Source organism: Streptomyces sp. NBC_00234 (assembly GCF_036195325.1).
Lineage (GTDB): Bacteria > Actinomycetota > Actinomycetes > Streptomycetales > Streptomycetaceae > Streptomyces.
The window spans coordinates 7447041-7464489 of record NZ_CP108101.1 but is presented as its reverse complement, the minus strand read 5'-3'; the positions used below and the strand labels follow the sequence as shown (position 1 = coordinate 7464489).

Genomic DNA, 17449 nt, shown 5'->3' with positions numbered 1-17449 from the left:
TCGGCACACTGCGGAGCCACACAGCCGCGATCGGCATTCACAGGCAGTCGCAGCCCGAGGCGTAGAACAGCAGGAAGATGGCCGTCGCCGCGGTCAGGGTGAATCCGGTCATGGTCACGGAGGCGACGCCCCGACGGCGGCGTCCCTTCGCGGGGTCCCGAAAGGTCCCCCAGGCACCGTGGGCGAGGAAGAGGCTGAGCAGTGCAGCACCCACGAAGGCCAAGCGCGGGCTGAAGGACCAGCTCAGGTAGGCGACAAGAACCAGGCAGGCGAGCAGGGCACAGGCAAGCAGCCCGAGCAACGCCTCAGCGACGGCTTCCCCGACCGTCTCCTTCAGGAACTCCCCGATGCCCTTTGCCACCTTGCGGACCCCCACGGCGCTCCTCCGTCCTCGCGCATACCGCGGCCCCGTGCGGGCCCCGGTATGGGGGACCCGCACGGGGCCGGAATGGTTGCCGAGGTACTCAGGTGCTCGCAGGACCAGGCTCTCGCCTGTACAGCAGCCACGTCCAAGAGGTCTCCCCCATAGGGAGCACGAGCGCATCTGGTTCCCACCAGATCTCGTAGTCCGTGGCTGCCTCTCGCTCTTCCGACGTGACAGCGCCAGCCCACCACTGAGCGAACGCCATTCCTGGTCACGACGTCCAGACGTCAAGACAGATCCGCCAGGGCAGCAGCCGGGGTGTGCACGCCTGCGCTCGCCGAGCCGGCATCGGTTCAAGTCCACGACTCCGGCTGAGACTGAGTGACCGAGCCCCGCCCCCGCGCTCGTCACCCTTGTCCTGTATCTCAGAGCATGATGAGCAGACGTGTGTCCGGCTTGAGCTTCCTGTTCACCGAAAGGCTCTGCACATAGACCTCCAACGTGGGATTGCTACCCGCCTTCACGGAGACGGTCCCCCGGATGCCCGTACCGAACAGGAGACTGCGCGCCGCGTCGCCCGTGTAGGCGCGGTCGGTGTCCTTCTCGACCACGATGACTTCCTTGTTCGGCTGGACCTGAGCCCGGGTGCCCAACTGGTAGTAGCAAGAACCGCGTTGATACGTCACGCCCGGGTGCGAATCAACGAAGGGGCGAATCTCCATCTCCTTGTCGACCTTCAAGAGCCGGTACCTGTCGGCCGGGATCGGTTCGAGGTTCGTCCGCACGTCGTCGACCGATATGTCCTGGCCGACGGCGAACAGGTTCTTCGTGCCGCGCACTCCCTGTTCGCGGCCCCGAAGGAAGCTGGTCGCAGCGGCGCGCACGGTGCCGATCGCTTCCTCGACACCCTCCTGGGAGTCCGCATCCCAGATGGCGATGTTGCCGGCCGGAAAACCGTAGTTCTGGGCGGTTCGCTTCGCCAGGGAGTTCGGAACGAGGATCGCGGAAGTCCAGTGGCCCGGAAGCCTGCCCATCTTCGCCGCGATCTTGTCGAGCCAGGGGCCGAGGATCGTCATGTCGCCGTCGTGCCGCCTGTCGCCACCGGAGGCGTTCTCCTCGCCGTCCGTCACCACGATCTGGAGGAAGCTGTGCTCTCCGTACTCCTCCCAGATGTGGCCCAGGTCGTCCAGGGACTTCAGCGACGCCTCGATGAGGGCCGTTGCACCGTTGTTGACCTTGTACAGACCCCTCATGGACGGCAGATGCTTCACGTCCATGTCCCAGACCAGGTTCTCCACCTTGTGGTCGAAGGAGTAGAGGCTGATACGGGTCTCATGACCGAGACTGTCCGACTCGGCCTTCAGTCCCGCGACGAACTCGTCGACGACGCGGATGAGCTGGTTCTCGTGCTGGCGCATGGAACCCGAACAGTCCACTACCAGCGCGACGTGATTCACCTTGTGTTGGATCCTGTTGGCGGCCACGTTTGCTCCCTCTCCGAGGCTCCCCGAGTGATGCTTTCAATCTATGGGGAGGCACTGACAACGGCCTTTGACGAACGATCACCCTCCTGCGCCAGGCGCCCGGACGGGCATCACGAAGCCGATCCGGAGCCCACGGACGCCGGCTCCTACGAACGTCCATGGCAGCCGACCGAGCACGGCAGGGGCGGGGTCGCTCACTCAGAACCGACCTGGAGGGACGCCGCGACCGACCGTGTCCGCAGCACCTCGGAGATCATCTGAAAGGCAGCGCCTACAGATCGAACACCGTGGAACGATGGCTGCCATGTCAGGTCAAGTCTGGGTGTCACTCATATCGTTGGGCGGCGTCGCGCTCGGGGGCGCGCTGTCCTTCCTCGTCCAGTTCGCGACACAGCGGTCGGCTGAGCGGACGGAGCAGCGCCGACAGCAGACCGAGCTGTCGGAAGCCCGGCGCGCGGAGCGACTCACGCTGCTGGAACGGTTCGTCGAGGTGGGGGCCGAGGCGGAGCGTGCGGCCTTCAGCCGGCCGGACGAGTGGGACGACACGACTCCATGGTTCCTCACGACCCGAGATTCCATGAACAGGCTCTGGGTCGCGGAACGGCTGATCCGTGTCCAGTTTCCGCTGGCCGTGCACGATGCGGCGCGTCAGTACTTCCTCGACCTCAACCGGACCGTATGGGAAGGCTTGCCCGACGGTGAGAGCGTGCGCGACTACCTGGAGGACAACAGGCTGGCCTTTCTCGACGCGGCCCGAGCGGTCATGGGATAGCAACTGCGGGCCTCGCATCCGACGTCGGTGGACAGGTCCGGCCACACCGGTCAGCTCTGGTCACAGTTCGTACGGGTGGAGAGCGATCTTCTCGCGCTCAGGGAAGAGCTCGACCCACGTGCCGGCACCGGTCCGACGTCGACAGCCGGCTTCGCGTTCCGCGCCCAGACGATGTCCTCGTCGACCGTCCACTCGACGTGGTACGTGCCCGGCGCCGCGTCTTGGTCACCGCACCAGCGGACCGCGGTCCCTCCGAACGGGGTCCGGATCTGGGCCAGCCAGGGACTCCAGGGAAACCGTCACGGACGACTTCCAGGACCTGTGGGCCCGCCTCGACCACCCGGGTGTGAAGAAGATCTAGGCGGACCTGAGCTTCGCCGGCCGCCTGGTCGATTGGACCGCTCAGATCCTCGGCCGCGAGCTGGACGTCTCTTGTAAAGACCGGGGCCAGCGCGGCTTCCAGGTCCAGCCCAAGCGGTGGGCGATCGAGCGCACCTTCTCTTGGCTCGGCGGCCAGGTCGCGCGCCAGCCGGCGAACCCAGTGCACGCCCTCGGGGTCGAGCCCGTTGACCGGCTCGTCGAGGATGAGCGTTCGGGGGTCACGCAAGAGTGCGGCGGCGATGCCCAGGCGTTGGCTCATGCCGAGGGAGAACCCGCCGACGCGCTTGGTCGCGGCCCCGGCCAGGCCAGTCATCTCGATGACCTCGCTGACGCGGGAGGTCTTGATGTTGTGGGTGGCGGCCATCGTGCGCAGGTGCGAGCGGGCGCTGCGGCCGGGGTGCACGGCCTTGGCGTCGAGCAGGGCGCCGACCTCCCGCAGCGGGGAACGGTGCTGCCCGTAGGGCTTGCCGTTGACCGTGACGGTGCCCGAAGTCGGCCGGTCCAGTCCCATGATCAACCGCATGGTTCGGTGGGGACTCGGACCTGATACGTCGGCTCGTCGTGGCGGGTGCCAGTGACGTTGCCGCGCTTGGGGTCGGTGTCGACGATGCGGTGGGCCTGTGTGCGCTTCCGATGACCTGACCTGCCGGTAGGGGCCTTGGAAGGCCCCCACGCGACGTCCCAGTGGTAGTTGGTGTCCCACCGCCAGGAGGCCCACACCGCGGCACCGAGGCAGTTGGCTCCGAACAGGACGGGGACTGCTCTTGGGTTCACGCTTGCTGCTGGGCGCGAACGGTTTCACGGTCCCGGGCTGGTCGCCATGGTCGCCGACGGTGTGGTGCGGGGCCAGGTCCAGGCGTACCGCAGGATGAGGGCGAGAACGATCACTTCCAGTGCGACGCCAAGGCCGTAGAAGTACGTCCAGGACTCGCCCACCGCGTTGAATGCCGCGAAGGGGACCTGTACCGAGGCCACGATGAGGTTCGTGATGCGGTTCGCCCGGGCGGGCAGCGTCATCGACAGCACGACCATGAGGATCGGGATCGCCATGAGCGCGAGGAAGGCGGTCAACAACGTCTGGCTGATGTCGAACTCCCAGACGACGCCGCCCTCGATGTCCTCGATGACGCCGGGCTTGAAGAAGGCGAGAATGTCCACGTAGACGTACAGGAACGTGAAGCTTGTCCACGCTGCGGCGAGCTTGGCTCTCACCGGGATCCGCGGGTCTTCCAGTGCGGTGGCGGTGGGTTGACGTGTTCTCATCGTAGGCTCCGTTGTTGTGGTGAGAATCGGTAGGTCCACGATCGCTGAGCCCGGCGGCGGGCACATCAGTGTCGAGGCCGGACACGCCTCGGCCGTTGGGAGGAGCGGCGTCTCGTTCTTTCGGTCGGTCCCCGACGCCTCGGCGGTCCCTAGGCTGAGTGTGTGACTACCAATGCCCTGAGTTCGCTGTGGGCCGAGCCCCGCGCCACGGACGCACCCGAACGGGTGTCGCGCGACTGGGTGCTGGTCGGGGTGTTGATGGTGACGGCGCTGCTCGAGGGAGTCCTCCGGGACGACGTCGCCTGGCGGCCGTTCGCGACGATCGTGGCGGTCGGACTTGCGCCGGTGCTGCTGTGGCGGCGTACCCACCCGTTGGCCTGTGTCGTGGTGGCCTTCGGCACCGTGATGGCGTTGGGACTGGCCAGCCTGCTGGGCGGGGCCCCGAGCGTGGGCCTCGACACGATGATCTACATCCTGGTGCTCGTCTACGCGCTGGTCCGCTGGGGCTCAGGGCGCGAGATCGTCATCGGCCTGGCGGTGGTGGCGGTCGCTGCGGGAATCGGTACGGTCGCCGACTACACCGGGCCGGCCGACGTCATCGGCGGGTTCGCCGTCCTGGCGGCGGCGGCGGACGGAGCGGCGTTCCGCTACCGCGCCGAGAGCTGGCGCCGGGCGTTGGACCAGAGCCGCAGCGAGGAGCGGGTCGGCCTCGCGCGCGAGCTGCACGACATGGTCGCCCACCACGTCTCGGCGATCGCTGTGCAGGCGCAGGCGGGCCGGGCGATGGCCGGGCAGCGACCTGAAGCGGCGCTCGAGGCGCTGGCGGTCATCGAAGGGGAAGCGTCGCGGACACTCGCGGAGATGCGGGCGATGGTCCGGGTGCTGCGCGACGGAGCGCCGGCGGAGTACGCCCCCCAGCCCGGCGTTGCCGACCTGGTGTCCCTCGCCCGACGCGCCCCGGTCCCGGTCGTCGACGTAGAGTTGCCAGATGACCTGGACGAACTTCCGCCCCGGGTCGACGCGGCGGTCTACCGGCTGGCGCAAGAGGCGCTGACCAACGCCCTGCGGCACGCCCGCAACGCCTCGCGTGTGGAGATCCGGGTCGTCGGGGGCGCGGGAAGGCTGCGACTACGCGTGACCGACGACGGACAGATCGACCCGGCACGGTCGGTGAACCACGGCTTCGGGCTGCTGGGGATGACCGAGCGCGTGCAGCTGCTCGGCGGCACGCTGCGTGCCGGGCCGGCGCCCGAGGGCGGGTGGACGGTCGACGCCGAACTGCCGACGAAGGTACGCCGATGACGGTGCGCGTGCTGGTGGCCGACGACCAAGATCTGGTGCGCACCGGCCTGTCGATGATCCTTGACGCGCAGCCCGACATCGAGGTCGTCGGCCAGGCCGCCGACGGCCACGCCGCCGTCGAGCTGGCGCATCGGCTCCGCCCCGACGTGTGCCTGGTCGACATCCAGATGCCCGGGCTCGACGGCATCGAGGTGACCGAGCTCCTCGCAGGGCGGGGCGTCCCGGACCCGATCGCGGTAGTGGTGATCACGACATTCGACCTCGACGAGTACGTCCACGGCGCGCTCCGGGCCGGCGCCCGAGGCTTTCTGCTCAAGGACGCCGGGCCGGCGCTGCTCGTCCAGGCCGTCCATGCCGCCGCCGTCGGCGATGCCCTGATCGCGCCGAACATCACCCGGCGGCTGCTAGCCACCCTCGCCGCCAGGGAACCGTCGAGCCGACGGACCCAACCGATCGAGCCGCTCACCGAACGCGAGGAGGAGGTACTGACGCTGGTCGCCCGTGGCCGCACGAACGCCGAGATCGCCGCCGAGCTATTCATCGGCTTGACGACCGCCAAGACCCACGTCGCCAGCCTGCTGACCAAAATCGGCGCCCGAAACAGGGTCGAGATCGCGATGTGGGCGTACGACACCGGCCGGGTGGGGGACTGAACCGAACCTGACGTGCATGCACGACGACTGGTTCCCGGCCGGGTGGCTGCAGGGCGGCGGCCTGCGCTTGGCAGTCGTCCTTGGTGTCGGCAGCGAGCTCAGGCGACGCACCTAAAGTCGACCAGCCACTGATCTGCTGATCGGCGTTCCGCCGAAAGTGAGCCGGGCCGCACCCGCTCGTACGCACCGCAGCCGGACACGCTATTCGACTCGGCCGAGCGATTCGAGGTCGTCGGGCGTGCCGTCAAGGGCAGGACCACAGCCCGGAGGGAGGTGCGAGGCTACGAGTTCCACGGCCTCATCGGCAGTAACAGCGCCACCGCCCTGCTCCCGCCCCGAACCGCGCGGCTCATGCGGCCAAAGAACCCGGAAGTGCCGTTCGCCGTGGGGGAAGATCGAGGGCAGGTCTTGCGACCAAGGGAAGCAGGTGCACCGGCTGAACTGCAGCGATCCATGGCTGACCAGCGGAAACAGAGCCCGGAGGGCAGGGATTGCGTATGCCGCCTCTACCAGGGCCGTGTCGATGAGGTTCGCGTCCATGTCCCGCACGACCTGCCACTTGGCTGCCACAGGGTCGTCTGGCGCTGCCCCGAGTACGTCCTTCTTTGCCATGCTCGGACATTAACCGACTCTGCAACGGCTGCTACGTAGACCGCCGTTTGCCTTCCTCCCTGATGAGGCACTGCTTCACCGGTACCGCACCTGCACCTCCGTCAGGTAGCGCACGAGGTGCTGACATCGCAGGCGTACGTCAGGCGCTAGGCGTCCGGGAACCCCTGCTGGGCCTGTAGCCGGGCCGGCAGCGGTTCGGAACACCCGCTGCCGAATACGCCCACTACCGCCCGGGGATCCCTGACGCGGCACCCTGCGCGCCGCCCCTGCACGTCGTGCCTGACCCGTCGGGTTGGGCCGGGCGCTCCCTACCGGCCCGATGCCACTCGCCTTCTGGCTACCGAGAAGGCTCACCCTCATCAAGAACCGTTGGGTGATTCGGTGCTCGAAAGGATTGCAGTAGCTCCTTCGACTTGTTGCCGGTGACGCTTTTCCAGCACGGAGAGCAGCTCACGCCTAGGCATCAGTTCTTCCTCCTGGATTCGCGTCTCCACCCGCAGCCATATGTCGATGAGTCCCGTTTCGTCCTTGCAGGAGACATCAGCGGTGGCAGCCCTCTTCTCCTCGCGTGTCACTTCGGCCTTCTCGACGAAGGCCGCCGCTGAATCAGCTGGAGACGGGTAGGAATACCCCTTGCTCTTCATGCACTGAGACCACGCGGATACGACTTTCCGAACCCCTGGATCCGAACGCGATTCCTCGAAACTACTGCGTGATATTTCGGTGGCGGCCTGCACCGCATCCTGAGGAGCAGGGGCACCTTGGACACGCCTACCGGCTTCCTCTACGCAACCGCCTGACGGAACAGGCTTCCCCTGGTACGAGGAAACCTGCCCCATCAGGACTGGCATGGATTCCTGCGCCTGTTTCACGGTCTCATTCCCGGTGAATTCAGGAGGGTGATATCCGGAATTCTGAGCCTCCACCCTGTCAGCGAGGCCATATCTACGATCGGAGAGTCCTGGAGGATCCACGGTGGCCTCTTCATAGGGCAAGCCGTACCTCTTCATGCATGCACCGATGAGTCGGCGCTCGGCCCTCGAGAGCAGCACGGCTTCCTCGTCCGTAAGGCTGTAGCGCGCAATGGGAAGTCGCGCACTCGGCCCGCGGTTCGCCTCACGAGTCCGGTGCTTGGGTGCGCTACTCGAACTTTCCTGCTGCTCTGCATGAGGCTCTTCCCCGGAGGCACATCCGGATAGAGCGACGAGCAGGCCGCCGGAGATCGCTACGATCACGGAGTTTCTGATCCAGGATTGCATTCGGCAAAACCTATCCACGCCACAGACCTTCGGTACGTGCACACGCGACGGAGGGGCCCCAGAGCCCCTCCGTCACATCGATCAACAACAGAAACGATCAGTTAAAGACGTAGCAACCCGATCCCTTGCCCGAATGGGCAGAGGCGTTCTCGTTGTACGTGTTCCTCAGCTGCGAAGTGCTCTTGTTCGGTGCGATGGTGTCGCAAGGACCATCCTGGTACGAGTTGAAGTAGATGCTGACCCAAAATCCTTGCGAGGTCATATTCTTGGCCGAGGCCGCATTGTTCTTGACGTACTGCCCCTGACCGGAACCGGAGGTGAGGAACTTGTCTCCCGCCATGTCGGCGACGCTCGTCGTGCCTTCATACGTGAGGCTGGATCCCCCCAACCCGCTGTTGTAGTACAGAACCAGACATTGCCCATTGAATGTCAAATTGCGGCAACTCGCAACGGGGTCGGACGATGCACTCGCCGGCGCCGCCATGAGGAGTCCGGTTGCCGCGAACGCTCCCAGTGCTGCGCCCACCGCCGTAAGTCTTCCCGCTCGCATATCAACACGCTTTCTCTCATTCCATCCACTGACTCGCGCAACATTAGCTTTGCGAGCGACGAATGAGAAGAGCCATTTTTTGGCAGGCAGCCGACCGTCGGCGCCGCCACCGACGAATTCAAGTCACGACGTGTCCAAAAACGCACGTCCCCGACATGACGAGAACAAGGCCATGCGCAGTCGTTCGGCATGGCGGCCTCAACATGGTCTGCAAATCCACTCCCACTTTGGACATGCAGCCCGGTAGAGCCTCTCCCTAAAGGGGCCATATCCGCACCAAAAGCGTCCAGGAACAAAAGCTATTCCATCTGATTTGCGCGTTTTATCGCAGACATCACGAATGAGTCTGGGGCTATTTCAACGCCTCCAAGCGCCACCCGACGTACGAGCTAAACTCGATCTTTCGTGCCGGGCCGTCGGATTCTCCGGCGGTCCGTTTCGGCTTGTCGGGTCGGTGACGGGTAGGACGATGACCCGGCTGTCGCGTCGGGTGTGCGCCGGGTTCCACGGCTCCGGTGAGCGGTTCGAGTTCGTCGGGACGGGCCGTTGCTGCTGGTCATCCAGGATTCGGGAGTGCGTCGAGTCGCTGGATCGCGCCTGTGATCACGTCGGTCCAGGGCCAGTGACTGCTGAATCTCAGGTGCCGGCGGCGGGCGGTGGTGACGAGCTGGGCGGCGGCGGAGAACAGTCGCAGCCGCAGGCGGCGGGGCTCCCAGAGCCTCGGCTTGCCGGTCAGGGCGAGCATCGGCAGCCAGGCCAGCAGGTCGAGGGCGAGCTGGACGATCTCCAGCCAGATCTGGTTTTGCGCGGTGTCGTGCAGGGGCAGGTTGCGCAAGCCGGTGGCGCGCGCATTGCGGATGCGGTCCTCGGCCCGCGCGCGCTGGCGGTGCCGCAGTTCCAGGGCGGCGATCGGGACGTCGGTGGTGTTGGTGGCGAAGCAGGTCAGCCGCAGTCCGTCGGCGTCGGTGAACCGCAACTGGGCGCCGGGGTGCGCCGTTCCTTGCGGACGATCAGCCGCATCCCTCCCGGCCATCCCTTCAGGACGTCGCCGTCGAGCTCGGCGGTCCAGGCGCCGTCGCGGATCTCGCCGCCGGGCTCGACGGCGGGCGTCCAGGCGGAGGCGGGGACCTTCAGGACGGCCTGGTGAATGGTGTCGGTGATGGTCATCCCGACCGAGTACGACAGCCACCGGCCCCGCTTCGAGAGCCAAGCGACGAACTCGTGGGTGCCGCCCGCGGAGTCCGTACGAATCAGTCTGGACCGGCCTCACCGGTGACGTTTTGGGAGCTGGGCCAGGGCGAGTTGGGTGGCGGTGATGTGGTCGGCAGCGGTGTTGCTGCCCGCGTTCCCGGGCCGTAGCAGCGCGGCCACCGGCTCCCCGGTGCCGCCGCGTCCGTGGTCGACGAAACCCATCAGCGGATGATGTCCGTAGGACTCCTTCCAGGTAGCGGCCGCGTCCTGCTTGTCGGAGTGAGCCAGGACCAGCACCCCGTCCAGGTCCACGATCACCTGACCGCCCGCGTCCGGCGACGAGGAGCCAGCCAACTTCCAGACCCGCTCTCGCACTTCGGCCCGCGCCGACCGGATCGCGGTCAGAGTCTTCAGCCCGCCCACGGCGAGCTTGTCGATGAGCCGGGAGACGGTCGGGTCGGAGGCCACCGGCCCGAACACGGCCGTTCGGCCCGCAGCATCGCGACATCCGCGAGGCAGTCCCCGCCCAGCGCGACCGCCAGGGCCACGTCCAGCAGGATCTTCCCCGGATCATGCACCGCCCGAGGCCGCCGCGACGGCGCGAGCGCCGCCGATATCGCGGCGTCCAGGCCGCTCTTGCGGACCGTCTCGACCAGAAGCACCCCTCCGGCCTGGGAGACCACCGCCCGGCCACCGCCCTCGATGCGGACACGCGGATAGGACCCGATACGCTTCTTCACCTGAGGAGTGCTTCTTTCACGCGACGACCCGGACCCTAGACAAGTCCCATCGTTACAGGTCAGGAGCACTCTTCGCGTTTCCGATCATGCATCGGACACCCAGCCGCGTGAAAGCGCGAGGCTAAAGGTGTTCGGGCCCACGGTATCCAGCTTGGGATTCTGAGCGACCGCCCAGCGGGCGAAGTCCGTGCGGCGTTCGGGGCGGGTTGGACGTGGATCAGGTCAGTCACAGCAGTTCGCCACCTTGATCTGGATCGCGCACACGGTGCAGGTCGTGCCAACGACGTAGGTCCGCTCAACGAGGATGCGGTGGTCGTTCGTGCAGTACTTGACCGACGCCCCGGCCTGGTCGGGGCGGTCAGCAGAGGTCCTCGGCGGATGACGAGCGAGCCGGTGATGTAGAGCCAGGCAGTGCCGGGCTCGGCGGGGGTGCCGGTGTTCATGGCGGAGTAACCGGCTCCGATCACCGCGCAGTTCCCGGCGAGAGTGCGCAGAGCTCCCGTGGCGGGGTCTTCTTGTACGACGTTGCAGCAGCCGAGCAGCGCGGCAACGCCGGCCGGGACGTGCAGGGTGCCGACGCCGCCGTACCCCTCGGCGAGCCCCCGTACGGCCACGCCCTGGGGGGGACGGTGACAGGTTCGGCGACTGGGGTGAGGTCGATGTCGTACGCCAGAAGGCCGCTTCGAAGGCTTGCTGCTCGCCGAGGCCCATGGTGGCCTCGGTGTGCCAGGGCGCTGCGCCGTACGACCAGCCGAGCGTGGAACATTCCGCCCCGGCGTACACGGTCAACGGGACGGCGTACTCAAGGGCGGGGCCGCAGAACTCCTTCTGCGGCGGCGAGCCGGGCGATTCGTCGCCGGGGCTCTCCTCGTCGCAGGGGTCGCTCCACTCTCGTACGGAGCCGCGGCCCGGACCAGGAACTGCTTGTGCACCGTCACGAGTGCGGATCATGGTCGGTCCGGCCCGGCTCGTCGAAAGGTTTTCCCATGCACGCAGAATGGACACTCCGCCCGAAGGCCCATTGGCCAGCTCCTGGGGAATGACGTGATCATCCACAGTCAGACCATCGCTGCTTGTTGGGCCCGGGCCCGGGTCTGCGCGAGTCGGTAGCAGCTGGAGCGCCAGCTGCGGCTTGGCCCGTACCCTGCCGTTCTCCGCAGAAACCGGATAGCCACGCGCCTCACGCGGCAGCCCGGCCAGCCGACTGGACACCAGTGGAAGATCAATCATGAGCTCGTCATCGGCGAACGCACGCCCCTGCGGACTTGTCCCTGGACACCGCGGGCCACTGGAGGCACCCGCATGGGCCCCGACCGCTCTGCGGTCGGGGCCCATGCGGGTCAGCGGTCGTGCCTGGTACGGGACTGTGGTGCGGGCGGCTTCCGCAAGGCGAGCTGGACGAGTGGTCCTTGGTGACGGAGTCGCATGGGCACGCAGGTTGTGAGCTCGACCGGCAGGCGATGACAGCCCGTCCACGATTCCCATGGCCTGCAGCGTCTCACGGCCGATTCGATGGAGAGAGTTGATGCCCACCAGGCCGCTCGGGTGGGCCACCGCGCGGCCGGGTGCGTACCCGGCCGCGCGGTGAGAACCCCATCCCGGGCGCGGGCTACCCTGCGGCCGCCGGTCGGTAGGTGCACACGTGCACGCCCGTGCTGCTGACCACGGTCGAGATCAGCTCAAGCGTGCGCAGCGCGCCGTCGGCCGGGTAGATCGTCTTTCCGCCGCCGAGCAGCACCGGCATGATCATGAGCCGCAGTTCGTCGACCAGCCCTTCGCTCAGGAGGGTGCGGGCGAGCGTAAGGCTGCCCATCACCACCAGGTCCCGGCCCTCGGTGTCACGCAGCTTCCGGATCTGGTCGAGTGCCTGGTCGCCGGGTATGCGGGTGGTGTTGTTCCACGTCAGGTCGGCTTCGCCCAGGGTGCTGGAGACGACGTACTTGGCTACCGAGTTCATGTGGTCGGCGAAGGGGTCACCGGCCCGCTCCGGCCACGCCGCGGCCATGGTCTGCCACGTGCGGCGTCCGAAGAGCAGCCCGTCGGTGTCGGCGGCCCACTCGGCGAGGGCGCCGCCCATCACCTGCGGGTCGAAGAACGGGTGCGTCCAGCCGCCGTGGGCGAACCCTCCGTCGGTGTCCTCGTCGGGGCCGCCAGGGGCCTGCATGACGCCGTCCAGGCTGACGAATTCACCCATCACAATGCGCATCGAACTGTCTCGCTTCCTCGTGGGTTGCTGATGATTTGGTTGCTGGTCATTTAGTTGCTGGTGACTTGGTTGCTGGTCATGGAGACCTTTGGCGGTGGCCCTCAGGCAGTACGCCGGTAGTGCGCGGCCACGTACGCGAGCAGCGTGAACATGACGGTCGTGCCAATGGCCATGGTCAGCGCGCCCGCCTTACCACCGCTCATCGACCAGGCGTCGCCGGCCAGCATCACCGTGGCGGAGACGCGGGAGACCACCGCGAGCCGCCGGTTGCCGAGCCGGGAGAAGTGCCGACCGAACAGGTAGCCCGCGGCGATCAGCGAGGCGAAGGTGATCGACCCGGCGGCCATGTGTCCGTACGCGTGCCAGCTCATCGACTGCGGGATGCCCTCCGGCGTGCCCACCGGAAAGGCGTCCGCCGGGTCCATCGTGAGCAGCCCGGCGGCGACCATGCCGACCCCGACCACCCGGACCAGCCGCGGCACCGCGACACCACCGGCCGTCCCCTGCATGACCCGGCGCAGTCCGGCCGCGCCCACCGTGGCCAGGATCCCGGCGATCACGAAGTTGGTGATCTGCAGCCAGCCGAGCGATCCGGTGGCCAGCTGGCTGAGCGCGTGCCGGGTCGGCTCGAACCCCTCGCGGGTGAGTGCCTGGGCGACCGACACGGCCACCCACAGTGGACCGGCGACGGCAGCGCAGGCGAGCAGCCGACGGGTGCCGACCGAGCCGCGCCGGGCAGCGGGGCGAGCCTGGTCGGCGGCCGCTGCCGCTGTGGTGGCTGTGGCTGTGGCGTGCGGGAAGCGGGTGCTGGTGGTCACGACGGGCTCCTTCGAGGGGCGGGCGGGCCTCGGACTTCTTCCGTGGGGCTCACACCGACGTCGATCCGCTGATACAACAGGGAATCAGCGAATTCCCTGTCACATCGTCGGTACGACGTGTCAGTACGCCCCGGCGATCCGGCCGGGCAGGACGAAACCGGAGAGACACCATGCGCTACTTGATGACGACCAAGGCCTCGGAGACGGCGAAGGTCCCCGACGAGAAGCTCTTCGCCGAGATGGGCGCCTTCATCGAGGAGCTGAGCGCCGCAGGTGCGCTGCTGGCCACCGGCGGGCTCGAACCGGGAGGTGTCCGGCTGGTCTCCGAGGGCGGCGTCATCACCGTCACGGACGGCCCGTTCGCCGAGTCGAAGGAGGCCGTCGTCGGCTTCGCCCTCATCGAGGTCCGCTCCCAGGAGGAGGCGGTGGAACTGGGCCGCCGGTTCCGGAAGATCGTCGGTGACGGCGAGAGCATGATCCAGCAGGTCTTCGGTCCGTGACGGACGTCCACCGCACGGTCGACGCGATCTGGAAGATGGAGTCGGCCCGTATCGTCGCCGCGCTCACCCGCATGGTGCGCGACGTCGGCGTGGCCGAGGAATTGGCACAGGACGCGCTGGTCGCGGCGCTGGAACGGTGGCCCGAGTCTGGAATCCCGGACAATCCGGGCGCCTGGCTCACCACCGTCGCCAAGCGCCGCGCTGTCGACCACATCCGCCGCGACCGGCGGTTGGCCGAGCACGGCGAGACGCTCGCGCACGAACTGGCCGAGCAGCAGCGGCTCGACGGTGATGGCGACGGCGGCGTCGACCACGATCTTGAGTCCGCCGAGTCCGCCGATCCCGCCTCAGAGCAGGACGACGTGCTACGGCTGATGTTCGTCTCCTGCCACTCGGTCCTACCGACCGAGGCACGCGTCGCCCTGACCCTGCGGCTGCTCGGCGGACTCACCGCGTCCGAGATCGCCCGCGCGTTCCTCACCGCCGAGCCGCTGATCGCCCGCCGCATCGCCACGGCGAAGCGCACACTCGCCGAGGAGCGGGTGCCGTTCGAACTACCGGACGGCGCCGAGCTGACCGAACGCCTCGCCTCCGTCCTGGAGGTCGTCTACCTGATCTTCAACGAGGGCTACTCGGCGACCTCGGGCGACGACCTGATGCGGCCCGGCCTGTGCCTGGAGGCGCTGCGGCTGGGACGCCTGCTCGCCCGGTCGGTACCCGACGAGGCGGAAGTACACGGCCTGGTGGCGCTCATGGAGGTCCATGCCTCCCGCACGGCGGCCCGCACCGGCCCCGCCGGCGAACCGGTTCCGCTGCACATGCAGAACCGGGGACGCTGGGACCCCTTGCTCATCCGTCGCGGCTTCGCGGCGATGCTGCGGGCTCGCGCGGCCGGTACACCCGGCCAGCCAGGTCCCTACGTACTGCAGGCCGCGATCGCCATCTGCCACGCCCAGGCACGCACCGCCGAGGAGACCGACTGGGCACGGATTTCCGGACTGTACGCCGCCCTCGCCCGCCTCCTACCCACCGCCGTGGTGCGGCTCAACCAGGCGGTCGCGGTGGGCATGGCGGACGGCCCCGCAGCCGGCCTCGCCCTCGTCGACACGCTCGCCCCCGACCCTGCGCTCCGCGACTACCACCTGCTCCCCGGCGTGCGCGGCGACCTGCTGCTGCGCCTGGGGCGCGGCGAAGAAGCCCGCCGCGAGTTCGAGCGTGCGGCGCTGCTGACCCGGAACGCCGCCGAAAGCGCGTACCTGACGCGGCGTGCCGAGGCGATCCCGGTCGGGGACGCATCCACGCCGACGTTCGGGGAGGCCATCGACGCGTTCCTGGCCCAGGACCGGCTCGCACCGGCGACGGCCCGCTCGTACGGACAGACGTTGTGGCGACTGCGGCTGGCTCTGGGAGTGGGGATGCCGCTCACCTCACTGACGGCCGATCAGATTGCCGGTGCCTTCCGCCTCTCGTGGGGCGGCGTGGCGGCGTCCACGTGGAACCGGCACCGCGCCGCTGTGAGGGCGTTCGGTGCGTGGACGGACACCCCGGACCTTGACGCGGCCATCCCCCAGCGGATGCCCCGGCGCTGCCGCGCACCGGCGCCCGTACCCGCCCCGGTCCCGCCAGGAACTGCGTGGCCGGGAGAGGTGGAAGCCTCGTTGCGGGAGCGCACCTTGTGGACGCTGCTGCACGAGTCGGGCTCCACCGTCACGGCCTTGCTGGCCCTCAACGTCCAGGACCTGGACCTGCCGGAGCGACGAGCCTGCCTCGCGGACCGGCGGTCGGACCGGCGTGGCGCGTGGATCACCTGGCGATCGAAAACGGCCGCGCTCCTGTCCGAACTCCTGGACGGCCGGACCCAGGGCCCGGTGTTCCTCACCGACCGACGCCCGGGTCCGGCGCGGGCAGGCATCCTGGGCGCGGCCGACGTCTGCCCGCAGAGCGGCCGAGGGCGACTGTCCTACGAGCGCGCAGAGTTCCTGTGCAAGTCGGCAACCGGCCTCGCGCTGCGCCAACTGCGGGACTGGGACGGGGACGGGGGCAGAGACGGGGACGGCACCGAACCCTGAGAAACCAACCCGGCCCCCGTGTCCCGACCTGATCCGGCTCCTGGGCGACGGCCCTACCGGACTGGGCTGGGAAGTCGACCACAAGCGGTGCACCTGCCTGTGCGACCACACCCACGCCGACGAGGGCTGCAGTGGCTTTGTCCACGACTGCCGGCTCTGGTCCACTCTCTGTGGGGATCTCACCGATAGTGATGTCAGAGGCGTGTGATGAGGTGGCCACGCTCTACTAGCCTCGATCTTTCGTGCCGGGCCGTCGGATTCTCCGGCGGTCCGTTTCGGCTTGTCGGGTCGGTGACGGGTAGGACGATGACCCGGCTGTCGCGTCGGGTTCCACGGCTCCGGTGAGTGGTTCGAGTTCGTCGGGACGGGCCGTTGCTGCTGGTCATCCAGGATTCGGGAGTGCGTCGAGTCGCTGGATCGCGCCTGTGATCACGTCGGTCCAGGGCCAGTGACTGCTGAATGCGGTGTTGCTGCCCGCGTTCCCGGGCCGTAGCAGCGCGGCCACCGGCTCCCCGGTGCCGCCGCGTCCGTGGTCGACGAAACCCATCAGCGGATGATGTCCGTAGGACTTCTTCCAGGTAGCGGCCGCGTCCTGCTTGTCGGAGTGAGCCAGGACCAGCACCCCGTCCAGGTCCACGATCACCTGACCGCCCGCGTCCGGCGACGAGGAGCCAGCCAACTTCCAGACCCGCTCTCGCACTTCGGCCCGCGCCGACCGGATCGCGGTCAGAGTCTTCGGCCCGCCCACGGCGAGCTTGTCGATGAGCCGGGAGACGGTCGGGTCGGAGGCCACCGGCCCGAACACGGCCGTTCGGCCCGCAGCATCGCGACATCCGCGAGGCAGTCCCCGCCCAGCGCGACCGCCAGGGCCACGTCCAGCAGGATCTTCCCCGGACCATGCACCGCCCGAGGCCGCCGCGACGGCGCGAGCGCCGCCGATATCGCGGCGTCCAGGCCGCCCTTGCGGACCGTCTCGACCAGAAGCACCCCTCCGGCCTGGGAGACCACCGCCCGGCCACCGCCCTCGATGCGGACACGCGGATAGGACCCGATACGCTTCTTCACCTGAGGAGTGCTTCTTTCACGCGACGACCCGGACCCTAGACAAGTCCCATCGTTACAGGTCAGGAGCACTCTTCGCGTTTCCGATCATGCATCGGACACCCAGCCGCGTGAAAGCGCGAGGCTAATGCCCAAGGTAAATAATGGGCCAAGGATTCTCCCGCAACTGCACAGGCGGTGGCGCGCAGCACACGTCCGCCGACTCCACAGGGGGGGACACTTC

General features: G+C 68.0%; 13 protein-coding genes and 3 pseudogenes. 5 read left to right on the top strand and 11 right to left on the bottom strand.

The window, feature by feature from the left end; genetic code table 11:
- Window positions 1–37: 37 nt before the first annotated feature.
- Both OG230_RS32690 and OG230_RS32685 read right to left on the bottom strand, forming a co-directional pair.
- Window positions 38–376, bottom strand: coding sequence for a lysine transporter LysE (locus tag OG230_RS32690; RefSeq protein ID WP_328907362.1), 339 nt, complete (start codon window positions 374–376; stop codon window positions 38–40).
- A 413-nt stretch (window positions 377–789) separates the two neighbouring features.
- Window positions 790–1848 (bottom strand): vWA domain-containing protein, encoded by a 1059-nt coding sequence (locus tag OG230_RS32685; protein WP_328907361.1) that lies wholly within the window; start codon window positions 1846–1848, stop codon window positions 790–792.
- Between the two features lie 295 nt (window positions 1849–2143).
- Between OG230_RS32685 and OG230_RS32680 the strand changes: the two genes are divergently transcribed.
- On the top strand, window positions 2144–2620 hold the full coding sequence (locus OG230_RS32680; protein WP_328907360.1) for a hypothetical protein: 477 nt from the start codon (window positions 2144–2146) through the stop codon (window positions 2618–2620).
- Between the two features lie 499 nt (window positions 2621–3119).
- Here the strand turns inward: OG230_RS32680 and OG230_RS32675 are convergent.
- Both OG230_RS32675 and OG230_RS32670 read right to left on the bottom strand, forming a co-directional pair.
- Window positions 3120–3530 (bottom strand): annotated as a pseudogene (locus OG230_RS32675) (ATP-binding cassette domain-containing protein); the annotation flags it as partial.
- A 269-nt stretch (window positions 3531–3799) separates the two neighbouring features.
- On the bottom strand, window positions 3800–4264 hold the full coding sequence (locus OG230_RS32670; RefSeq protein WP_328907359.1) for a DUF6326 family protein: 465 nt from the start codon (window positions 4262–4264) through the stop codon (window positions 3800–3802).
- A 162-nt stretch (window positions 4265–4426) separates the two neighbouring features.
- Between OG230_RS32670 and OG230_RS32665 the strand changes: the two genes are divergently transcribed.
- A complete protein-coding gene (locus OG230_RS32665) occupies window positions 4427–5566 on the top strand; it encodes a sensor histidine kinase (protein ID WP_328907358.1) in 1140 nt (379 codons plus the stop codon).
- The gene (locus OG230_RS32660) at window positions 5563–6219 is read left to right on the top strand and encodes a response regulator transcription factor (RefSeq protein ID WP_328907357.1); all 657 of its coding nucleotides are present in this window, start codon (window positions 5563–5565) and stop codon (window positions 6217–6219) included. The genes OG230_RS32665 and OG230_RS32660 overlap by 4 nt, the downstream gene beginning before the upstream one ends.
- 201 nt (window positions 6220–6420) lie before the next feature.
- Here the strand turns inward: OG230_RS32660 and OG230_RS32655 are convergent, their stop codons facing one another.
- From OG230_RS32655 to OG230_RS32630, 6 genes and pseudogenes are all read right to left on the bottom strand, one after another.
- Window positions 6421–6831, bottom strand: coding sequence for a DUF6193 family natural product biosynthesis protein (locus OG230_RS32655; protein WP_328907356.1), 411 nt, complete (start codon window positions 6829–6831; stop codon window positions 6421–6423).
- A 359-nt stretch (window positions 6832–7190) separates the two neighbouring features.
- Window positions 7191–7883, bottom strand: coding sequence for a hypothetical protein (locus OG230_RS32650; protein WP_328907355.1), 693 nt, complete (start codon window positions 7881–7883; stop codon window positions 7191–7193).
- A gap of 304 nt (window positions 7884–8187) precedes the next feature.
- On the bottom strand, window positions 8188–8616 hold the full coding sequence (locus OG230_RS32645; RefSeq protein ID WP_328907354.1) for a hypothetical protein: 429 nt from the start codon (window positions 8614–8616) through the stop codon (window positions 8188–8190).
- Between the two features lie 580 nt (window positions 8617–9196).
- A pseudogene (locus OG230_RS32640) lies at window positions 9197–10571 on the bottom strand (IS1380 family transposase).
- Between the two features lie 1609 nt (window positions 10572–12180).
- Entirely contained in the window at window positions 12181–12777 is a 597-nt protein-coding gene (locus OG230_RS32635; RefSeq protein ID WP_328907353.1) for a dihydrofolate reductase family protein, read from the bottom strand.
- A 101-nt stretch (window positions 12778–12878) separates the two neighbouring features.
- Window positions 12879–13595, bottom strand: a complete 717-nt coding sequence (locus tag OG230_RS32630; protein WP_328907352.1) for a DUF998 domain-containing protein — start codon at window positions 13593–13595, stop codon at window positions 12879–12881.
- Between the two features lie 182 nt (window positions 13596–13777).
- Between OG230_RS32630 and OG230_RS32625 the strand changes: the two genes are divergently transcribed.
- Both OG230_RS32625 and OG230_RS32620 read left to right on the top strand, forming a co-directional pair.
- Window positions 13778–14095 carry a YciI family protein gene (locus tag OG230_RS32625; RefSeq protein WP_443051615.1) on the top strand — a complete coding sequence of 106 codons (318 nt, stop codon included), beginning with the start codon at window positions 13778–13780 and terminating at the stop codon, window positions 14093–14095.
- The gene (locus OG230_RS32620) at window positions 14092–16164 is read left to right on the top strand and encodes an RNA polymerase sigma factor (protein WP_328907350.1); all 2073 of its coding nucleotides are present in this window, start codon (window positions 14092–14094) and stop codon (window positions 16162–16164) included. Before OG230_RS32625 ends, OG230_RS32620 begins: the two co-directional genes overlap by 4 nt.
- A 394-nt stretch (window positions 16165–16558) precedes the next feature.
- Here the strand turns inward: OG230_RS32620 and OG230_RS32615 are convergent.
- Window positions 16559–17229: pseudogene (locus OG230_RS32615) on the bottom strand (transposase); the annotation flags it as partial.
- Between the last annotated feature and the right edge of the window lie 220 nt (window positions 17230–17449).